The following is a 20,774-nucleotide window of genomic DNA, read 5'->3' on the forward strand; positions in this document are numbered from 1 at the left end:
TTTTCATGCTCTCAACCACGCCGCGTCAGAGCAGGCGCCTGACCGGTTCTGCGTTCCAATTCCCGGACCACCTCACGCAAGGCCGGGCCCACCTCCTCAACCATACGAGCGTCGGTCAACACTTCGGGCAACGCCCCACAGGAAATCGCGACGGGCGCTCCGAATTCCGACGCAAAGAAGGGGACGCCCACCGCATTCACCGTTCGGGCATAGCGGGTCGGGCGGGGGGCAATGGTAAACCCCTGCGCAATCAACTGGGCGTAGCCATCCTGCCGAAAATCGACCAGAGCCGGGTTGGGCGCCAGACCTGCAAACTTGTCATCCGACATGGCAGCAAGTGTGGCCTGTCCGGAAGAAGACCCAAAAAGCGGGATTCTATGGCCGGGTTCAAGCCAGATCGATGCCGTTCCTTCCGGTCGCCATGTCTTGACCAGCATCATGCGCATCGTATCACGAACCGCGATCAGACCAAGCGTGCCGGTTTCATTTGCAAGCTCCTGCATGGCGTCAGATATCAGATCGATGAAAGTTGCCGAAATAGTCGCAACCGATCCCAGCGCAATCGCTGCCGGGCCAAGGTGAAAGCGGTCATTCCGGCTGGCCTGGGTTAAAAAACCCAATTCGCACAGCGTATACGTGAGACGCGATATCGTTGGTTTTGGCAAGGCCGTCCGATCCGCGATCTGGGCGTGCGTCAACCCATCATCACTGGCCCGAAAAACGCCAAGAACTTTCAGCCCTCTTGCCAATGTGTTGGCAAATTTTCGATCTGTGGTGGATTGGTTCATCGCGCGGCCATCGGAACAAATAGCGAAATTGCAGGAAAACTCATGATGAGGATCAAAACGATGATATCGACACTCAGGAAACGGGCGATGCCTGCAAAAATCTTGTCTATCGGAGCTTCCTTCCCAACCACATTGGCAATCACAAAAACATTCAGGCCAACAGGCGGCGTGATCAGCCCGATCTCCAGCAGTTTGATGACGACCACCCCGAACCAGATGAGGTTGAGCCCGTAGCTTTCCACCAGTGGGATCATCAGTGGCAGGGTCAGCACCATGATGCCAATGGGATCGAGAAACATGCCCAACAACAGATAGATCAGTGCAATCGCGATCATCAGCACAACCACTGAAAGCTGGGCTTGCGTGACCGCCTCAACGATCATGGGGGCAATCCCTGTCAGGGCGATAAAGGCCACGAAAATCTTGGCACCCGCTGCAATGAAGAAGATCGCAGTGGTTTGCACGCAGGTCTCTTTGACCGAAACCCACAGCCCGTGCAAATCCAGTCTCCGTTGCACAAACCCGATCAAAACCGCAGCACTTACACAAACCGCGGCGGCTTCGGTTGCGGTGAAAATGCCGCCATATATGCCGCCAATGATCACCCCAAAAAGAAGAACCGCCGGCCAGGCGCCGATCGCGGTTTGCATACGTTGTGACGTCGAATATCTCTGATCCGTTGCCGGGGCGATCTCTGGCCTGCGCCAGACCCATATCGCGATGACCAGAACAAATCCGGCAAGTGTCAAAAGACCGGGCAGAACCCCTGCCAGGAACAGCGCGGAGATCGAGGTTTCGGTAAAGATCCCGTAGATGATGAACAGAACGGACGGAGGGATGAGTGAGCCCAGCGTGCCGCCTGCGGCGACACTTGCGGTGGCCAGACGCGGGTCATATCCCATGCGCAGCATTTCAGGCGTGCAAATGCGCCCCATGGTCGATGCGCAGGCAATGGAACTGCCGGTAATGGCCGAGAAGCCGCCACACCCCATCACGCTGGCCATGGCGACGCCGCCCGGCACCCGGGTCAGCCAGACCTTGGCAGCGTCATAGATGCGTGTGGTGATCCCGGCGCGATAGGCGATATGCCCCAGAGCCACGAACAGCGGGATCATCGACAAGTCGTAAGAGTGGATCAAATCGAACGAATTCGAAAAGACCATGGATGTGGTCGCCCGAAGGGCACGTTCCGGCATGAAGGTGCCCGTGCGAAAGGCAAAAATGAAAAAGGTGGCAAGGGTCGCAACTGCCGCCAGCGCAAAGGCGATGGGCACGCGCAGAGCCAAAAGCACCAGCACCGCGCCAAATGCGACGAAACCGATGGTCGCAGGGTCCATTACTCCGCCCCTCCACCGGTCAGGGAATGATCCTGTGTATCGAGAACCGTTCCCCCCCTCAGAATGGTGCATGTATCTCGCCACGCCAGTTCAGCCAAGCGCAACCAGCAGGCTGCGATGCCCAGCACGAAGACCAACCTGCCCGGCCATTTGGGCAGGTTCAGATCACCATAAAAGAAGCTTCCCGACGCCAGAACTTTGCTCAGATCGCGCGTGCCCGCCCAGATCAGCGCAGATAGGGCGATCATGCCCATCAGTGACCCCAGCACGATCAACCACGACCGCAATCGCGCACCAAACCGGTCCGAAATGAAATCGACACAGACATGCGCACGTGCTGCCGTTGTTGCTGCTAGCGGCAAAAGAATGGCCGCGACCATCAACTCGCGCACGATCGTCACACTGTCTGGCACGGCAGTGGCGAAAAGAGCCCGGGCGATCACGTTGACGGTAATTACGCCGCCCAGAAGGAGCACCGCGACCGCGCCCAGAGCCAACAGAAACTGCTCTAGTTTGACTTGCACCTCAGACCTCAAGCCAGCGATCAGTTACTTTCTCGCTCCCAAGGATAGCCTTTCTGATCACGTTCGGCTGAAAACCTGGCGACCAACACCTGATAATCCTCAAGCAGCGCCTGACCCGGCAACCCTGACTTTTCAGCGGTGTTGACCCATTCAGCAAGAAACTTGCCACCCTTGCGAACGAGTTTTTCACGCTCAGGTTCCGGCAAGACAATCACTTCCACGCCAGCTTCCTTCATTGCAACAATGGCATCCTCATTTGCCTGGGTGATGATGCGCCCAAACTCATCCGCCATGTCAGAGCCCACCGCGTTCAAAAGATCCTGCTGAGCGGCGGAGAGACTGTCATAGACATCAGCGTTCATGAACATGCCGACACCGCCCACTTGGCCCCAGTTGAGCAGTGTATAGCTATCCATGACCTCTGCCTGCTTGAGCGCGGCAACGGCGTAGCTATAGCCCTGACTGCAATCAATCAGCCCGGTGTCGAGCCCCTGATAGGCGTCATAAATGGACATGCGCACCATGTTGGCGCCCATCTCGCCGAAAACCTTGCCATAGGCACCAACGCCGCGCACCTTGAGGCGTTCGATGTCCGATGCCTTTCTGATCGCAGCCCCCTTACACCCGATGTTCACCTGGCTTGTCGTCCAGGTGCCGATGTAGACGAGGTTCTTGTCCCTCAGGTTGTCCGCAATTTCCGTGGAATTGCGCATCAACGCGTCGGTGGCCCGCATCCCCACCCAAGCGTCCGGGTTGTTGATGGGCAGATCCGCAATGCCGTAGGCAACCATTTCCTGCGGATAGTAGACCGCGATAACAGACCCCATGTCCGCGACGCCATCGCCAACCGATTGCATCGCGGCGTTGGATTTGAATAGGGCACCGCCCCACTGAATATCCAGTTTGATCTCCCCTTCCGACCGCTCAGCGATTTCATCTGCAAACCACTGCAAGGCGGCGGCGCGCGCGCCGCGATTGGGACCTGCCTCGCCATGTATCAAAGTGATGTCAGCCTGTGCCAGTGTCGCCGTGGCAATCATTGCAAGACCAAGGGCAGCGGATTTCAGCTTCATCAAGGCAATCTCTCCCAAAATTGTTTTACATAGTGAAACTGTGTTTCACTATTTTTACCATTGTTATGAGACACACGCCAAGCGCGCAAGAAAATTCACCGCAAACAGCCGAGCAACGAATTGAACAGGACCGTAGCGTTAGCGCTGATAGATGAAGCATCGTCCCGGAACCGCATCGGACGGCAGGGCAATCTCTGTCATATCGTCGAAATACATCCTATCGCTGGAGACCATAAGCCCTCCCGGCGCAAGAAGCGGGGCGATCACCGGCGAAATCCGGCGCGCAAAGATGTCGTTCTTCTCGGCATTATGGCCCCCAAGATCAGCGTGAATGAGGCTTACCGTGGCACCAAACTGCGCCAACGCAGCTGGCAGTGTTTCAAAGACATCACCTAAAAATACCTGAGCGTCCGGCGGTGTGCTGTCAGGGTGTGAGGCGACTGCCCGCTCGAACACATAAATGTCGCCTTGCGGCATGATGGAGCACATATGATGATAGGTACGCCCATTTCCCAAACCCAGCTCGAACACCGGTCCCGGCAGGCCCTTGGTCAACTCTGCTGCATGGTTCAGACAAGCGCGCTGGGACACCATTCGGTCGATGAAAAGATCTAGACGGCTCATGCGAATACCCTTGAAAACACTTCCTGCACAAATGCCTCTAATTTGGGAAAATTGGTAGTACAAAGATAATCACGTATCTGTGCGCTGGACGCGGGCGGAGAAATCGCGTTGACTGTCTGCGCAAACATGCGGCTTTTTGGGACGAAAAGAGTAGCAAGGAAGTGACTGTAGCGTGATGACCCCATTGCTTGATGTGCAAGATCTGAGCATTGGCTTTGGGCCGTCAGAACCAGTGGTGCGCGGCGTCAGTTTTCAGGTTATGCCCGGCGAGACCCTCGCTCTTGTCGGCGAGAGCGGATCAGGCAAGACAATCACCTGCCGGTCGGTTCTGCGTATCCTGCCGGAAACGGCACGCATTCATGGCGGAACGATCAATTTCAAGTGCAACGGCAAGGCCATCAATCTGCTCGACCGCAGCGAGCGCGTCATGCGCTCCATTCGGGGTGACCAGATTTCAATGATCTTTCAGGAACCCATGCGATCGCTGTCCCCGCTGCACCGTTTGGGAGATCAGGTGTCTGAGGTGCTCAGGCTTCATCGCAATATGCGCCCGGCAGACTGCAAGAAAACCGTTCTTGAGACCTTCGAGAGAGTTGGGTTTCCGGACCCGGCCCGTGTCTGGCGGTCCTATCCCTTTGAAATGTCCGGCGGGATGCGCCAGCGGGCGATGATTGCCATGGCCATGGTTGCGAAACCCGATTTGCTGATCGCGGACGAGCCGACCACGGCCCTCGATGTCACGACACAAGCGCAGGTTCTGGGCCTGATCAAGGATTTGCAAAAAGACACTGGCATGTCCGTCATTCTGGTGACCCACGACCTTGGCGTCGTAGCCAACATGGCGGAATCCGTGGTTGTGATGAACAAGGGGCGCGTGATGGAGCGTGGCCCTGCCGCCGCCGTTCTGGGCGCCCCCGCGCATGGCTATACCAAAAAGCTCTTCGCCGCAGCACCCATGATACCGGAGGTCGCCGCCCCCGCCCGAGAGGGCAAACATGATGATCTGATCCTGCATCTGCGCAATGTGTCGAAAACCTATACCATGCGCGCGGGCGGATGGAGCAAACCGATGACAGTCACGGCATGTCACGAAGTTGATTTATCTCTCCAACGCGGCAAGACACTGGCTGTTGTCGGTGAAAGCGGATCAGGCAAGACAACCTGCGCCCGGATTGCACTGGGCGCTGAAACGCCCGATGAAGGCGGACAGGTGCTGTTTCGGCCCGCAGCCGGGGCGACACCTGTGCAGATCAACGCCATGTCACAAGCCGAGCGGATTGCATTTCAGCGCCAGGCGCAGATGGTATTTCAAGACCCCTATTCATCCCTTTCCCCCCGCATGCGCGTGCAACAGGCGTTGACCGAACCCATGGAAATTCACAAGCTCGGCACAAAAGCCGAACGTCGTGAGAAAGCAGCAGAGATGCTGCGTTTGGTCGGGTTGGATGCATCCATGCTGGGTCGTTTCCCACACGCCTTTTCCGGTGGGCAGCGGCAGCGCCTGTCGATTGCGCGGGCACTGACGCTCGACCCTGTGCTGCTTGTGTGCGATGAGCCGACCTCAGCACTCGACGTTTCCGTCCAGGAACAGATACTGACCCTTCTTGAAGATATCCGCGATCGGGCCGGTCTAAGTTATCTTTTCATCAGTCACGATCTGGCTGTGGTCGCACGCATTGCCGATGAGGTCGCGGTCATGCGTCAGGGCGTGGTCGTGGAACAGGCACCTCCTGACACGCTGTTTTACAACCCGCGCCACCCTTACACGCGCGCCCTGATCGCCGCACAGCCCGAACCGGATGTGAACAGGCCCATTGATTTGACCTTGGTCGCCAAAGGGGCCGGAACCCCCGCCAGCTGGCCCGAACAATTCCGTTTCGAGGGCATTGCCGTGCCGGCGCTGACAGAACTCGAACCCGGACATAAGGTGCGTTGCCATGTCTAGACTAATCACCGCATTTGCTGTGCTCGCAATGTCCACGCTCGCGGCGTTGGCGGACCCCCAAACGCCTGCTGAAAGTTCGTTCTGGCAGATGGAGGTTGAAAACGGCGCCTTGCCGCCTGTGGAGCAACGGTTGCCGGATGAACCGCTTGTTGTCGATCTGGAAGCAAAGGGGCGCAGTTTCGGTGAGCAGGGCGGCACGCTGCGTACGCTCGTTTCACGGTCAAAAGACGTGCGCCAGATGGTGGTTTATGGCTACGCGCGGCTGATCGGTTACGACCAGAATTACGAGCTCTATCCTGACATCCTGCGAGACCTTGAAGTCTTTGAGGGACGTAAATTCACTTTGCATCTGCGGCGGGGTCACCGGTGGTCGGACGGGCATCCCTTTACGTCGAAGGACTTTGAATACTATTGGAAACACGTAGCGCTGAACAAGGAACTTAACCCGTCGGGTCCGCCACAGAACATGATTGTCGACGGCGTTCTGGCTGAGGTATCGTTTCCGGACAATCATACCGTGGTCATAGAATGGCCGACGCCGAACCCGCAGTTCCTACAACTGCTGGCGCAGGCCAGCCCGTTCTTCATCTATCGTCCGGCGCATTACCTCAAACAGTTTCATGCCGATTTTACCGACGCCAAGATCCTGAAAAAAAAGATAAAAAAGGCCAGAGTGCGCGCCTGGGCAGCGCTGCACAATGATCGTGACAACATGTACAAATTCGACAATCCGGATTTGCCCACCTTGCAGCCGTGGTTGAATGCCTCTGGCAGCAAATCCAGCCGACATCTTTTTGTACGCAATCCCTATTATCACCGCATTGATGCGCGCGGGGTTCAGCTTCCCTACATCGATGTTGTGGAAATGACGATCGTTGGAGGTGGGCTGATCGCGGCAAAAGCCAATGCAGGCGAGGTTGATCTGCAGGCGCGCGGGCTCGATTTTCCGGATATCTCCATCCTGAAAAAAGGCGAAAACGACGGCGCGGGATATCGCACGCTGCTGTGGGCCAATGGGGCGGCCAACCAGATCACCATCTATCCAAACCTCAATTTTGCAGACCCCGTCTGGCGCGACGTTATCCGGGATGTCCGGTTCCGCCGTGCCCTCAGTCTGGGCATCGACCGGCGGATGATCAATCGGGCCCTCTACTTTGGCCTCGCCAAGGAAGGCGGCATGACCGCGCTTGCCAAAAGCCCGTTCTTTGATCCTGCCAACCTCTTCTCATGGTCAATCTACTACCCGACCAAGGCCAATGCCCTGCTCAATGAAATGGGGCTGACCGAGCGCACGCCGGACGGCATTCGTAAACTGCCCGACGGGCGTCCGATGGAGTTTGTGATCGAGACCGCCGGGGAGCGACAGGAGGTTGAAAACGCGCTTGCCATCGTCACCGACACCTGGCGCGAAATCGGGATCAAACTGATTATGCGCCCCCTGGACCGCGACATTCTTCGGAACCGCGTCTATTCTGGGCTGTCGATGGCCGCTGTCTGGTTTGGCTGGGACAACGGGCTTCCGCAACCCTATACGCCGCCCGAATATCTGGCTCCAACGCATCAGGAATTCTTCGCCTGGCCCAAATGGGGTCAGTATTACCAAACTGGCGGGGAATTGGGTGAAGCACCGGACATGCCCGCCGCCCAACGTCTGATGACACTCAGTTGGGAATGGGATCACACCAATGATCCGGACAAGCGGGCCAAGATTTGGCGCGAAATGCTTGCGATCCATGCGGATCATCAGTTCGGCATCGGAATCCTTGCCGAAGCGCCGCAGCCTGTGGTCGTCTCGGAAAGGCTGCGCAATGTTCCGGAAGAAGCAAAATGGGCCTGGGATCCCGGGGCGCATTTCGGAATTCACCGTATTGATGAATTCTACTACGATGAACCATTCCAGCAGCTCACCCAATGATGTTTCTCAAATACGCGATCTACCGGTTCATCACGATGCTGCTCACCCTGTGGGTTGTATCGATCATGATTTTCGTGATCATCAACCTGCCTCCGGGCGACTACCTCAGCAATCAGATCGCGGAACTGCGCGCCACCGGGCAGGCTGAGGGCGTCGCCAAGGCGGAGTTCCTGCGCACCGAATACGCGCTCGACCGACCGATCTGGGAACAGTACCTTATATGGGTCGGCATGGCACCGGGCCCGCAGGGCTGGTACGGGCTCATTCAGGGCAATTTCGGCTGGTCTTTTGAGTTCGATCGCCCCGTCTCAGAGATCGTAGGCGACGCCCTTTGGCTCACCGTACTCGTCAACCTTGCCGCAGTTCTGTTTGTCTATCTGGTTGCGCTACCCTTGGGTGTCATCGCCGCCGCGAAATCCGAGACATGGATTGACTACACAGCCGCCTTCGTCGGCTATCTGGGTCTGGCCACACCCAATTTCCTGCTTGCCCTGATGCTGTTTTACTATGGGAACAAGTATTTCGATTTGCCGATTGGCGGACTAATGTCACCTGAATTCGAAGGCGAGCCGATGTCCTTCGACAAGGTGAAATCCATTCTCGTGCATCTGATTGTCCCAACCTTCGTGATCGGCACCTCGGGGGCAGCCGCCATGATGCAGCGCCTGCGGGCCAACATGCTGGACGAGCTGTCAAAACCCTACGTCGAAACCGCCAAGGCCAAAGGCCTCGCCCCCTCAAAGCTGCTGGCCAAATATCCGCTGCGCATGGCCTTCAATCCCTTCGTCGCGGATATCGGCAATCTGCTGCCCGCGATGGTGTCAGGCTCGGTTCTGGTCTCCGTTGTCCTGGGGCTACAGACCATCGGGCCGTCCTTGCTGACTGCGCTGAAATCCCAGGACCAGTTCCTGGCGGGCTTCGTGTTGATGTTCGTGGCGCTGTTGACCCTGATCGGTACGATGATTTCGGATTTGCTGCTGGTGCTGCTTGATCCACGCATCCGGTACGGAGCACGCGGATCATGACGCAGTTGCCAGACGGTCGCTTTGTCGACGATGCGCCTTATTCCGACAGTACCGACCTCAGCGCGCCTGAACGCTCGGACATGGACGCCTCAACATGGGTTCTGGTCTGGCGCAAGTTCAAACGCCACAAGCTGGGGTTGATCTCGGGCATTTTTCTGCTGCTGAGCTATCTGATGTTACCCGTTGCCGGGTTCATAGCCCCCTACACGCCCAATGAACGCAGCGCTGACTATCTCTATGCGCCCCCACAATCGGTGAATTTCTGGCATGAAGGTGAGTTTATCGGGCCCTTCGTCTATCCGACCACAGCGACCGCTGACCTCGTCAACTACCGTTGGACCTACGAGACCGATGAAACCCGCCCGATGCCTTTGCAGTTCTTCTGTGAGGGGGCGACCTACAATCTCTTTGGGTTCATCCGGTCGGACACTCATCTGTTCTGCGCGCCGGAAGGGGCCACCATCTTCCTCTGGGGTTCAGACCGGCTGGGCCGCGACGTCTTCAGCCGCATTCTGTACGGCGCGCAGCTGTCGCTGACGGTGGGGTTGATCGGCATCACTGTCTCCTTCGCCCTCGGCATCTTCTTTGGCTCCATCGCAGGGTATTTTGGCGGCAAAACAGATTGGCTGATCAACCGGGCCATCGAAATCCTGCGCTCGCTGCCCGAGTTGCCGCTGTGGTTGGCCTTGTCCGCTGCTGTGCCCTCGAACTGGGGGCCGGTGGCCGTCTTCTTCATCATTTCAATCATCCTGGGCATTCTGGACTGGCCGGGCCTGGCGCGAGCGGTTCGAAGTAAATTCCTGTCACTCAGAGAAGAAGAATACGTCCGCGCCGCTGAGATGATGGGCGCCAAACCGGGCCGCGTGATCCGACGCCATCTCTTACCCAACTTCATGTCTCACCTGATCGCTTCGGCAACCCTGTCGATCCCGGCAATGATCCTTGGCGAAACCGCATTGAGCTTTCTGGGTCTGGGCCTGCGCGCCCCTGCGGTGAGCTGGGGCGTCATGCTCAACGATGCGCAAAACCTCGCCTCTATCGAGATCTACCCATGGACGGCCATCCCCATGCTTCCCATCATCTTCGTGGTCCTGGCCTTCAACTTCCTTGGCGACGGCCTGCGCGCCTCGCTGGATCCGTACAAGAGCTGACCTCTAACGGTCGTCACCAAAGTCATCGCCGTCCAGAAGTTCTTCTTCAATCTGCGCCTGCGCGGCGGCCGTGATCGTCTTTTTGTCCTCCTCGGAGAGTTCATCGACCTTGCCGTCGGCAAGCCGCACCGTGACTTCCTTATGGGCGAACCGGACCCCTTCGCGCTCGAACAATGCGCGGATTTCTTCGTAGACTTTCTTGCGCACCAGCCACTGATCTCCGGGTTTGGTCATGAATTTCACGCGGATGATCATCGCGGAGTCCTGCATTTCGATCACCCCTTGTGACTTCAGCGGCTGGATGAAATTATCGCCGATCACCGGGTCATCCAGCAGCGCGACCCCAAGGTTCTTGATCAGCTTGCGCACCCTTTCCACATCCGTGTCGTAAGTAACGCGCAGGGGCAATTTCATGATCACCCAGTCACGCGAATAATTGGTCATCACCTGAATTTCGCCGAAAGGTATCGTGTGCAAAGCGCCCAAGTGGTGCCGCAACTGAAAGGACCGGACCGAGATTTTTTCCACGGTGCCTTTGACGCCGCCGATATCGAGGTATTCGCCTTTGCGGAACGCATCGTCAAACAGAAAGAACCCACCTGAGAAGATATCCCGCACCAGCGCCTGCGAGCCGAAACCGACGGCCACACCAACCACACCGGCACCGGCAAACAGAGGTCCGACATTGACGCCCAGTTCCAGCAGGATAATCAGCGTGATTGTCACCAGCACAACGATCAGGATGAAGTTGCGAAAGAGCGGCAGCAGGGTCGCCAGACGGCTGGCGCTTGAACCTCCGCCTTCGTCTCCCAGCTCACCTTCAACCATGTCGCCTTGCTCTTCGAGTATCTTGTTGTCGATCCAGATGCGGAAGATGTGGAAAACGATGTAGCCAATGAAGATGATGACCATGATGTCCAGCAACTGCGTCGCGAAACCTTCAACCATCTGGGCGGAGTTGTTGTCCCAGATGTAAAAGAACGCGTAGGTGCCCGCGACAAAAGCGAGTATCCCGGCAACGCGGCGGGCCAGAGCCTCGAACGTCCCCAGAGGGTGTCGTCGCGGCAGCGCGTCGATCTGTTGCGCCTCGGCATCCGGGTCGTTCTCTTCTTCCTCGCTTTCTCCGTCCATTCGGGTTTCGTTCATTTCGCGCAGCGCCCGGGCACGTTGGAAGCTGCGTTCAATGACGAAATTGATGACGCCGTAGACCACGATAATCGACATCAGGATTGCATATGCACCGCCAATCAGCGGGATCGACGAGGGATTACCCAGAACCAGATCATAAGTCAGTTCCAGCCAGGCGAAGATCACATATCCAATGACGAGGGGCGCCCATAGGGCGGTCAGTATCTTGACGGCCCAACTCAATTCAGCCGCCGGTTTGCCCTGACGCATTGCATTCGAAATCGCGCGTCTGTTGACCAGAACCATCAGGATGTTCAGCATCACCACCAGCGCCGACATCAAGGACGACAGGAAGGCGTAGACATCGTAGTTCAGCCCTAACTCACCAATCCAAACGCCAAAAAGAATGGCCGTGATGTCAACCGTCCCAAGCACCCAAAGCCAATTATAGAGACGCCGCGCATCACGCGTTTCCAGCACCGGAATACGATATTGATCCAGGAAGGGAGACAAAACCATGCGCCAGAGGTTCGCGACCAACCGGCACATGAAATATGCGGTGTTGATCACACTGACGGTGAATTGCATCGCCTTGTCTTCGAGCGGCCCAAAGATGATCGCCCCCAGAATATAGGCAACCACCATCGAGACGATGATGCCCAGAACGCCCATAAAGAAACGAAACACCAGGAATGGCATCTTTTCAGCATAGCCTTCGGGCTTTTCCCTGATGCGGGACACCACGAAGTTCTTGACGATCCGTTTGCCGTAAACCTGCGCTTCGAAAACCATGCCCACGGCGAATAGCAGCAGCGAAATCCACAATGCGTCGAAAAACGCCTTGATGGTGCCGTCAGGGCTGGTGGCACGCAGGATGTAGAGTACTTCGTTGAACGCATTTGGAAGGTCGAGAATGCGTTCGATCAGCACCGACCGGAAATTGACCACCGCATCCTGCGCCTTCATCAGGCTTGACCCGTCCGCATGTTCTTCGGTGGCGGGATCGCTCGCGACAGGTGATGTCAGCAGCTGACCATTTTGGTCTATGACCACGACACCCACGCCATTCTCCGCCGCCTGCCGCATGATTTCGGATATCTGGTCTGTTTCTTCGCTGCTCTGACTTGCGCCGAGGCCAACAAGCGAACCCAAGCCTTGGGTCTGGCCAGGGGTGGGCTGGCCGATGGCAAAGGTTACGGTGGCAAAAAACCACAAAGCAAACCAGAGAGCGCGCATATAGAGACGATCCGTAGAAGTAATCAATTTAGGCGACGGTATGGGACGCGGCATACCATTGCAATTGCACATCAGTTGAAACTCCGGCGATCAGTCGTGTTTTGCACCTCATTAACTTTTGTGCCAAAGAAGAATGAAAGGATGGGCGAGACCCTGTAAAAAGACACAAGGACTGGCCTATGCGCCCGAAATTGCCGCTGATAGCAGGGTCTTACGTATTGCGGAAACGGCTCTCCAGGGTGTACGCCACCCGCGCAGACACGTGGATGAGTGTGATGTCATGAATGTGTCTGATCGAACGGGTACGGTGGAAGAGATGATACGAACAGCTCAAGTTGGCGCTTCTGAGCGCTCTGTACGTGTCATGCTTTACAGCCACGACACCTTTGGCCTGGGTCATTTGCGCAGATCGCGCGCGCTGGCCTCTGCGCTGACCGCATCCGATCCAAGTGCTTCGGCTATCATCCTGACCGGATCCCCGGTTGCCGGGCGCTTCACTTTTCCCGAACGCGTCGATCACGTCCGCTTGCCCGGTGTCACAAAATTGCCCGACGGGTCATATGTCAGCCAGACCCTGGGTCTTGATATCGACGAGACAACGGCGCTGCGGTCCGGTCTGATACAGACGGCCGTCGAACAATACGACCCAGATCTTCTGGTGGTAGACAAGGAACCCACCGGCTTTCGCGGAGAATTGCTGCCAACACTGGAATGGATGGCCAAACGTAAATCCGCCCGTTGTGTTTTGGGATTGCGGGACGTTCTGGACGAACCGGCCGTTTTGGCGGCGGAATGGGAACGAAAAGGCGCCGTGGACGCGACAGAGCGCTTTTACGATGAAATCTGGGTCTATGGCCCCCGGTCGGTCTATGACCCGACGCAAGGATTGCCGCTGTCAGATGACACCCGCAAACGCATTCATTGGACAGGTTATCTGCGACGGGAGGTCACCGACGCGGCAGAGACCCCGGACGTGCCATATGTGTTGATCACGCCGGGTGGCGGCGGGGACGGTCAGGCAATGGTCAGCCTTGTTCTGGAAGCTTACGAAACTGACCCGACACTCACCCCGCACGCTGTGCTGGTTTATGGGCCATTTCTTTCCGGCGACGTGCGGGACGCCTTCGACGCGCGGGTGGCCAAGTTGAACGGGCGCGTTACCGCCTTGGGGTTTGACGCTCGTATCGAAGCCCTGTTCGCCGGAGCTGAAGGTGTCATCTCAATGGGCGGCTACAACACGTTCTGCGAGGTGTTGTCTTTCGACAAGCGCGCGGTGATCGTCCCGCGCACCGTGCCGCGCCTGGAACAGTGGATACGGGCGTCACGCGCCGAAGAGCTTGGCCTCGTCCGCATGCTGGACGAAAAACGCGATGGGATGAACCCGCAGACGATGGTCAAGTTTATTCGCGCCTTGCCGAGCCAGCAAAAGCCGTCTCAAGCCGGCGCCGACGGCCTTTTGGACGGTCTCGATGTGGTCGTCGATCGTGCGACGGCCCTCATGGCGGCGCGATGACGTCGGAGACTGCGCGACTTGGCGTTGTTGTCAAAGGATGGCCGCGGCTGTCGGAGACATTCATCGCCCAGGAATTAGTGGCACTCGAAGCGGCCGGCATTGATTTCGAAATCTGGTCCTTGCGACATCCAACGGACAAGAAAACTCATCCGTTGCATGATCGCCTGCAAGCCGCCGTTCACTATTTGCCCGAATATCTGCGGGACGAACCGCTGCGCGTCGCCAGAGGTTTCATCAATGCGGTGACGCAACCTGGTTTTGCGAAAACATGGCGTATGATCCGTGCGGATTATGCGCGGGAGCGGACGCCAAACCGGCTAAGGCGATTTGGGCAAGCCTGCGTTCTGGCGCGCGAATTGCCCGACGCGACACTGGGTCTCTATGCGCATTTTCTGCACACCCCTTCATCGGTTGCCCGCTATGCAGCGATGCTGAGAGGCATTCCCTGGTCCTTCTCCGCGCATGCCAAGGACATCTGGACATCGCCAGAGTGGGAGTTGCGCGAAAAACTTGCCGCTGACAGCCATGGTGCCGAATTCGGGGCCACGTGCACAGCTTTTGGCGCTGAACATCTGAATTCGTTGGCGGATCGCAAGGACCGTGTGGACCTCGTGTACCATGGGCTTGACCTGGAACGTTTTCCACCTCCGCCAGAGAAAAAGAGGCGCAAACCGGACGAGCCCATGGCCCTGATGTCTGTTGGACGTCTGGTGGAGAAGAAGGGATTTGACCGGCTGATCCATGCATTGGCCCAGCTGCCGAAATCGCTGGATTGGCATTGGACCCATATCGGTGGTGGCGCGCTCAAGGAAGAATTGCAGCGCTTGGCCCTTGAACACGGGGTCGCAGATCGCATCACCTGGCGCGGTGCCTGCGATCAGCCCGAGGTGATTGCAGAAATGCGCGCCGCCGATCTGTTTGTCTTGCCGAGCAGGGTAGCAGAGGACGGTGACAGAGACGGGCTGCCCAACGTGCTGATGGAAGCGGCCAGCCAGAAACTGCCAATCCTGTCGACCCCGGTATCTGCTATTCCGGAGTTTATCGACAATGGCATTCACGGTCTTCTGACGGATGACGCGCCGCAGAGTATCGCAAGTGAAGTTCAGCGCCTGGCGGCTGACCCCGCGCTGGGGGAAAAGATGGCCGAAGCAGCCTTTGAGCGGCTGATGTCCGACTTCCAGATGGCCCCGGGGATTGCGCATCTGGCGAAGCGGCTCAGGCAGATGATGGACCTGCCCTCGTGAGAAAAATTGCTTTTTATGCACCGATGAAGCCGCCTGGCCACCCAGTGCCATCAGGTGACAGAGCCATGGGTCGCGCGCTCCTGAAAGCGCTTGATTACGGGGGTGTGACAGCAGAAGTCGTCTCGACACTACAAACGCGGGACAAAGCCGGAGACAAAGAAGTCCAGGCGCGGCTTTTTGAACAGGCTGACGCAGAGATCAACCGTTTGATTGATCAGGGGCTCCGGACCGACTGGCAGGTATGGGTGACCTATCACAGCTACTACAAAGCGCCCGACCTCGTGGGCCCGACGGTTTCAGCGGCCCTGAACCTGCCGTATGTTCAGATCGAAGCCACCCGCGCGCGCAAACGCCTCAAGGGACCATGGGCTCATTTCGCCCAAGCCGCCGAAGCGGCCAGCGATGCAGCTCAGGTCATTTTTCATCTGACGGAAAGGGACGCGGAAGCCCTGCACGCCTATGGGCCATCACATCAACAGATCAAGCACCTGTGCCCTTTCCTGCCACGCGTAGAACTGCCGCCCGCAAGTTCCGGTTTCGGCCCGATGCTGAGCGTGGGCATGTTGCGGCATGGCGATAAATTCGCGTCCTACCAGTTGATCGCTGATGCGCTCAAATTGCTGGAAACCCCGGAATGGCATCTTGTTATCGCCGGCAATGGGCCGGCCCTCGATGCTGTGGCCTCCATGATGCAGGAGTTTGGAGATCGCGTCGATTTGCGCGGGTCGCTGGATGAAAGCGACATGCAGAAGCTCTATTCCGAGGCCAGCCTGTTGTTTTGGCCCGGCGTGAATGAAGCGTTCGGCATGACCTATCTCGAGGCCCAGGCCGCCGCTTTGCCTGTGGTGGCGCAACGACGGCCCGGGGTTTGCGATGTGTTGGCACCGGGTGTCTATCCCGAGCCCGAACGCGGCCCCGAGGCACTGGCCCGGGACTTAGACGCTCTGCTTGGAGACAGCGGCGCGCGTATTGCGCGTGGACAAGCAGCGCGCAAATACGTCGCAGATCATCACTTGATGCCCGCAGCCAGCCGTGTTCTTTGCCAAACCATCGCGGAGCTGGCCCCATGATCCGATTGGCGTTGCTACGACATGGCCATACCTCCTGGAACCGCCAAGGCCGGATACAGGGGCGAACGGACGTACCGCTGGATTCCGATGCAGTAGCGCAACTTTCAAAACTGGTCTTGCCCGCGCCATGGCGCAACGCACAGCTATGTGCCAGCCCACTGGAAAGAGCTTGCGAAACTGCCCGTCTGATTTCCGGGCGGGCACCACGGACAGAGCCCGCCCTGATGGAGATGAATTGGGGAGAGTGGGAAGGCAAACGTGGCATCGACCTGCAAACTGATCCCACGTCGGGTTTCAGGGATATTGAGCAATGGGGTTGGTCCTATTGCCCGCCCAATGGCGAAAGCCCGGCCGATCTCAGAGAACGTCTCGTTCCGTGGGTTCATGCCCTTGCCAGCGATACAGTTGCAGTTTGCCACATCGGGGTGATGCGGGTCTTGCTCGCGCATGCAAGTGGTTGGGATTTTGACGGCCCCGCGCCTTTTCAGATCAAGCGCAACCGGCTCTATGTGCTTGGCATCGAAGCGGGCAGTTGGACGCAGCAACCCTCTCCTCTGAAGTTGGAGGCGCACAGTTCATGAAAGTCATGATTGTTGTCACCCACCTGCTTGGAACCGGTCACCTTGCACGGGCGCTGACGCTTGCGCGCGCCTTCAAAAAGGCTGGTCACGCCGTTTGGGTGGTATCTGGGGGTATGCCGGCAGCACATCTGAACTATTCCCAGATCACCTTCATGCAACTGCCGCCGCTGCGGTCTGATGGAGTAAATTTCACGAAACTAATCGATGCTGAAAACCGGATTGCCAGCGCTCAATACCTGAAGGCGCGACAAGACAGTTTGCTTGCCAACGTGCTTGAGGTTCAACCCGACGTCATCATCACCGAACTTTTCCCATTCGGGCGGCGCGTTCTGCGCGATGAGTTTGTGGCAATGCTTACCGAAGCGCGTGAACGACCCATACGACCGCTGGTCTGTGCATCAATCCGTGACATCCTCGCGCCGCCCTCAAAACCCGCGAAAGCACTTGCTACCGAAGATATGGTCGAAACCTTCTACGACGCCGTTTTGGTGCATTCAGACCGCCAAATCACTCCGTTGAAGGCCAGCTGGCCGGTCACATCAAAGCTCGAACCATACCTGCACTATACAGGGTTCGTAGCCGCCGAGGCGCCCCGTGATCACCCGACCGAGGCCGGTACAGGCGAAATTCTGGTCAGCGCAGGTGGCGGCGATGTTGGCGCAGAGTTGTTCCGGCAGGTAGTAAACGCCGCCGCAGCCCGCCCGGAGTGGCACTGGCGAATTCTCGTGGGCGGCCAACGTGCGCAGGAACTGGTGCATCAACTACACTCTGAAGCGACATCAAACGTGATTGTTGAGCCCGCACGCGCTGATTTTCGTCAAATGCTTCGCCATGCCGAAGCATCGGTCTCGATGTGCGGCTACAATACCGCGCTTGACATATTGCAGGCTGGAACACCCGCCGTATTCATCCCCTTTGATGCAGGTGGAGAGGTCGAGCAGACCTTGCGCGCCGAGGCACTTGCCCTGCTTCCGGGTATCGCACTCTTGCGTAGTTCCGACGTGACCCCCACCAGTTTGCTGAAGAGCCTGGACCTGGTCCGCTCCTCACCTCGACGAAGCGTTCAAGCCACGAATTTCGAAGGCGCTGGCCATTCGGTCAGGATCATCGAGGCACTCGCGGAGCGCATAAAGTGAAAGTCGATTGGAGCCCTTTGCGCCGGGAGTTGGCCCGGCTGCGCGCCGCTGATGTGGCACTTCCGATCTGGTGGCGTGATGATGACGCAGTCAGGGCCACCCCTGAATTCGAGCAGCTTTGCAGACTGTCAGAAGAACTCCGCATGCCTGTCCATCTTGCGGTTATTCCGGGGCTTGCGGAACCGACACTTGCCGCCGCCATCGCCCCCCTGCCCCATGTTCTTCCAGTCGCCCATGGATGGCGGCATCAGAACCAAGCTCCTGAAGGTGAGAAGAAAGCAGAGTTTGGCCACTTTCGGGTTGATGCGAGTTTTGACCTAGAGCGTGGTTTTTCGCAGATGCGCCAGCTTTTTGGAAAGCGTTTCATTCCCGCATTCGTGGCGCCATGGAACCGTTTGAGTGACGCCTATCACAAGCCTCTGGCCGATGTTGGCTACAAAGTCGTATCCACTTTTTCGCCAAGAGAGACCGTGAGTTCGGCACACAGTTTGATCACGATAAACACACATGTCGATCCCATCGCCTGGCGTGGAACCCGTGGCCTGGTCGACCCGGAAATCCTCATCGCCAGAACCTGTCAGAACCTATCTGACCGCACTGAGGGAAAGTCCGATGCCACCGAACCAATGGGTTATCTGACACATCATTTAGTGCACATACCTGAAATCTGGGCGTTTTCGCGGATGTTTCTAAGCGAATTGCTCAGCGGTGGCGGATATGAAAAATCTCTCTCCACATCCATTGAGGAAATCCCATGAGCCGACTGGAATCCATGCGTCGCAGGCTGTCTGCGCAAATCGACGGCCTCAATTGGGCTGCTGAAGCCATTGGAGATATTGGCGGAGATGTTCTGGAATTGGGCCTTGGGAATGGCCGCACTTACGATCATCTCAGGCAGCAACTGCCCACCCGGCGCATCTGGGTCATCGACCGCGTCCTGCAACCCCATCCGTCCTGCGTGCCTCCCGAAGAGAACTTTCTTTTGGGGGAAGCTGATGACATGTTGCGGGAACTGGGCCGCAGGGGTCAGAAATTCGCCCTTGCCCATTACGATTTTGGGTTTGGAATCAAAGATCTGGATGTGAAAGAGGGAGCTCGCCTTTCGCCTCTGATCGCACCACTGATGGTTTCAGGTGGATTGCTGGTCAGCCAGCAACCCCTGACCGGATTTACCAAGATTTCGGGCCCGGATACGATTGACCCTGAAAGGTACCTCTTCTTTCGCGCACCTTGAAACGAATGGCTGTCGGGCGCAAAAACAGGTGGTGGATGGGAAATCCAAGGCCCTGGCGAGCCACTTGAGAGGTCTATGGTTGAGCCAGCAGAGCTCCGAGATATCCAAGCCGGAATAGGATCCGATTTTTCGCGTGAACTGAGTGCGGAATGCGGTATATTCATCTTGCAAACATACCTCAACAAAGGACTTTCCTGATGATCAGACTTGCTCTTGCCCTAACAACCATTCTGGCTCTTGCTGCGTGTGAGACGACCAAAGGTGTGGGCCGTGACGTCCAAAATGCGGGGCAAGCGCTGGACGACGCGATCTGATTGGCCGCCGCTTTGGGCGAACCGGAGCTAAGCCCCCTTTGGCCCGGCCCTTGAAGGGGCCGGGCTTTCACGTTTCCGCCTGTGACAGACATGCACGACCTGTGCACAGGCCGTACACCGGAATATATGTCAAATAAGGGTTACCCGATCTGAAGCGGATCAATGAACCACATGATCGAGCGCAATCCGGAGCTGAGCCACCTAGCACAAACGGCGCTCGGGCGCGATCATCGTTGGTTTGAAACGTTCTGAAAAAAGCGAAAGGCGCCAGGGGATCGAACCGAAGTCCTTTCCATGCCTTGCGGCACATCCTGACGCCTTCTTGAACCTCATCATCCCCCCAGAGGGCGACATTTGGCCCAGCTTGCTTGAGAGCGTTACCCCTCCCAGCCGAAACCGTCGATCCGAAAACCAACCGTTCCCCACTCAACCCAACCGAAATCTGCCGTCCTTTCAAGCCCTTGCGAGCCCTTCCGGTAAGACCTACTTCAGCCAATTCAGACCCTCGTCACGGCCCTTTCGAGCCCACACGATCCGACCTGTATCCTCTTGATTTTGAACGAAACAGACCTGACACCGAAGCGCCTATCCCATCTCGCCCGCCACCCTGAGGGGCCTTTGCGTCCGCTCCTTCGTTCAGTGAACTCCGTTGCGGTATCTAAAGGTTGCGCTTTCAACCTGAGTCGCGCAACAGAAAAATGAAGGAATCGTGAAATTTCTTGTGGATAACATATTGAATTTGCTTGTGTTTTCCCTGTGGGTAATTGGTGGATAAGTCAAATTTCCTCTGGTTTTCGGCCTGGTTACACGATTGAAAACCACGCGGGAATACATGTCATACGTGCAGACATTTTGAGAGGTTTTCTATGGCAATTAGACGTGATTCCGCGCCCATGGAGGAGGCGTTGAATGCGGATGGGGCCCCGGATAAAGACT

18 protein-coding genes are annotated in these 20,774 nt (G+C 57.3%); 12 read left to right on the forward strand and 6 right to left on the reverse strand.

Translation table 11 applies throughout. The annotated features are described in order from the left end of the window. Positions 1-11 precede the first annotated feature (11 nt). The 5 genes from ACOTTU_RS12760 to ACOTTU_RS12780 all read right to left on the reverse strand — a co-directional run bounded on the left by ACOTTU_RS12760 (position 12) and on the right by ACOTTU_RS12780 (position 4,346). Positions 12-788 carry an IclR family transcriptional regulator gene (locus tag ACOTTU_RS12760; protein ID WP_425658516.1) on the reverse strand — a complete coding sequence of 259 codons (777 nt, stop codon included), beginning with the start codon at positions 786-788 and terminating at the stop codon, positions 12-14. Continuing rightward, positions 785-2,125, reverse strand: a complete 1,341-nt coding sequence (locus ACOTTU_RS12765; RefSeq protein ID WP_425658518.1) for a TRAP transporter large permease — start codon at positions 2,123-2,125, stop codon at positions 785-787. Before ACOTTU_RS12765 ends, ACOTTU_RS12760 begins: the two co-directional genes overlap by 4 nt. Then, a complete protein-coding gene (locus ACOTTU_RS12770) occupies positions 2,125-2,649 on the reverse strand; it encodes a TRAP transporter small permease (protein WP_425658520.1) in 525 nt (174 codons plus the stop codon). Before ACOTTU_RS12770 ends, ACOTTU_RS12765 begins: the two co-directional genes overlap by 1 nt. A 20-nt stretch (positions 2,650-2,669) precedes the next feature. After that, a complete protein-coding gene (locus tag ACOTTU_RS12775) occupies positions 2,670-3,722 on the reverse strand; it encodes a C4-dicarboxylate TRAP transporter substrate-binding protein (RefSeq protein WP_425658522.1) in 1,053 nt (350 codons plus the stop codon). 138 nt (positions 3,723-3,860) lie between these two features. Beyond that, positions 3,861-4,346: a class I SAM-dependent methyltransferase gene (locus ACOTTU_RS12780; protein ID WP_425658524.1), complete on the reverse strand. Its 486-nt coding sequence runs from the start codon at positions 4,344-4,346 to the stop codon at positions 3,861-3,863. Positions 4,347-4,521: 175 nt separating this feature from the next. On the opposite strand from ACOTTU_RS12780, the gene ACOTTU_RS12785 reads away from it, so the two are divergent. Genes ACOTTU_RS12785 through ACOTTU_RS12800 form a run of 4 tightly spaced genes read left to right on the forward strand, consistent with a single transcriptional unit; the run spans position 4,522 to position 10,382 of the window. After that, on the forward strand, positions 4,522-6,291 hold the full coding sequence (locus tag ACOTTU_RS12785) for a dipeptide ABC transporter ATP-binding protein (RefSeq protein WP_425658525.1): 1,770 nt from the start codon (positions 4,522-4,524) through the stop codon (positions 6,289-6,291). Then, positions 6,284-8,206 carry an ABC transporter substrate-binding protein gene (locus tag ACOTTU_RS12790; protein WP_425658527.1) on the forward strand — a complete coding sequence of 641 codons (1,923 nt, stop codon included), beginning with the start codon at positions 6,284-6,286 and terminating at the stop codon, positions 8,204-8,206. The genes ACOTTU_RS12785 and ACOTTU_RS12790 overlap by 8 nt, the downstream gene beginning before the upstream one ends. Further along, a complete protein-coding gene (locus ACOTTU_RS12795) occupies positions 8,203-9,231 on the forward strand; it encodes an ABC transporter permease (RefSeq protein ID WP_298913720.1) in 1,029 nt (342 codons plus the stop codon). Before ACOTTU_RS12790 ends, ACOTTU_RS12795 begins: the two co-directional genes overlap by 4 nt. After that, entirely contained in the window at positions 9,228-10,382 is a 1,155-nt protein-coding gene (locus tag ACOTTU_RS12800) for an ABC transporter permease (RefSeq protein WP_298913717.1), read from the forward strand. The genes ACOTTU_RS12795 and ACOTTU_RS12800 overlap by 4 nt, the downstream gene beginning before the upstream one ends. Positions 10,383-10,385: 3 nt before the next feature. Here the strand turns inward: ACOTTU_RS12800 and ACOTTU_RS12805 are convergent, their stop codons facing one another. Then, a complete protein-coding gene (locus tag ACOTTU_RS12805; RefSeq protein ID WP_425658529.1) occupies positions 10,386-12,746 on the reverse strand; it encodes a mechanosensitive ion channel family protein in 2,361 nt (786 codons plus the stop codon). Positions 12,747-13,062: 316 nt separating this feature from the next. Between ACOTTU_RS12805 and ACOTTU_RS12810 the strand changes: the two genes are divergently transcribed. From ACOTTU_RS12810 to ACOTTU_RS12845, 8 genes are all read left to right on the forward strand, one after another. After that, positions 13,063-14,259, forward strand: a complete 1,197-nt coding sequence (locus ACOTTU_RS12810) for a glycosyltransferase family protein (protein WP_425658962.1) — start codon at positions 13,063-13,065, stop codon at positions 14,257-14,259. Beyond that, a complete protein-coding gene (locus tag ACOTTU_RS12815) occupies positions 14,256-15,503 on the forward strand; it encodes a glycosyltransferase family 4 protein (protein WP_425658531.1) in 1,248 nt (415 codons plus the stop codon). The genes ACOTTU_RS12810 and ACOTTU_RS12815 overlap by 4 nt, the downstream gene beginning before the upstream one ends. A gap of 65 nt (positions 15,504-15,568) precedes the next feature. Further along, complete coding sequence (locus ACOTTU_RS12820; protein ID WP_425658533.1) at positions 15,569-16,573, forward strand: glycosyltransferase family 4 protein; 1,005 nt, start codon at positions 15,569-15,571, stop codon at positions 16,571-16,573. After that, a complete protein-coding gene (locus tag ACOTTU_RS12825; protein ID WP_425658535.1) occupies positions 16,570-17,154 on the forward strand; it encodes a histidine phosphatase family protein in 585 nt (194 codons plus the stop codon). The genes ACOTTU_RS12820 and ACOTTU_RS12825 overlap by 4 nt, the downstream gene beginning before the upstream one ends. Next, positions 17,151-18,290 (forward strand): glycosyltransferase family protein, encoded by a 1,140-nt coding sequence (locus tag ACOTTU_RS12830; protein WP_425658536.1) that lies wholly within the window; start codon positions 17,151-17,153, stop codon positions 18,288-18,290. Before ACOTTU_RS12825 ends, ACOTTU_RS12830 begins: the two co-directional genes overlap by 4 nt. Beyond that, positions 18,287-19,048 (forward strand): polysaccharide deacetylase family protein, encoded by a 762-nt coding sequence (locus ACOTTU_RS12835; protein WP_425658538.1) that lies wholly within the window; start codon positions 18,287-18,289, stop codon positions 19,046-19,048. The genes ACOTTU_RS12830 and ACOTTU_RS12835 overlap by 4 nt, the downstream gene beginning before the upstream one ends. After that, the gene (locus ACOTTU_RS12840) at positions 19,045-19,524 is read left to right on the forward strand and encodes a class I SAM-dependent methyltransferase (protein ID WP_425658539.1); all 480 of its coding nucleotides are present in this window, start codon (positions 19,045-19,047) and stop codon (positions 19,522-19,524) included. The genes ACOTTU_RS12835 and ACOTTU_RS12840 overlap by 4 nt, the downstream gene beginning before the upstream one ends. Positions 19,525-19,721: 197 nt before the next feature. Further along, positions 19,722-19,838 carry an entericidin A/B family lipoprotein gene (locus ACOTTU_RS12845; RefSeq protein WP_298913692.1) on the forward strand — a complete coding sequence of 39 codons (117 nt, stop codon included), beginning with the start codon at positions 19,722-19,724 and terminating at the stop codon, positions 19,836-19,838. Positions 19,839-20,774 lie beyond the last annotated feature (936 nt).

The organism is Roseobacter sp. EG26 (assembly GCF_049830555.1).
GTDB lineage: Bacteria > Pseudomonadota > Alphaproteobacteria > Rhodobacterales > Rhodobacteraceae > Roseobacter.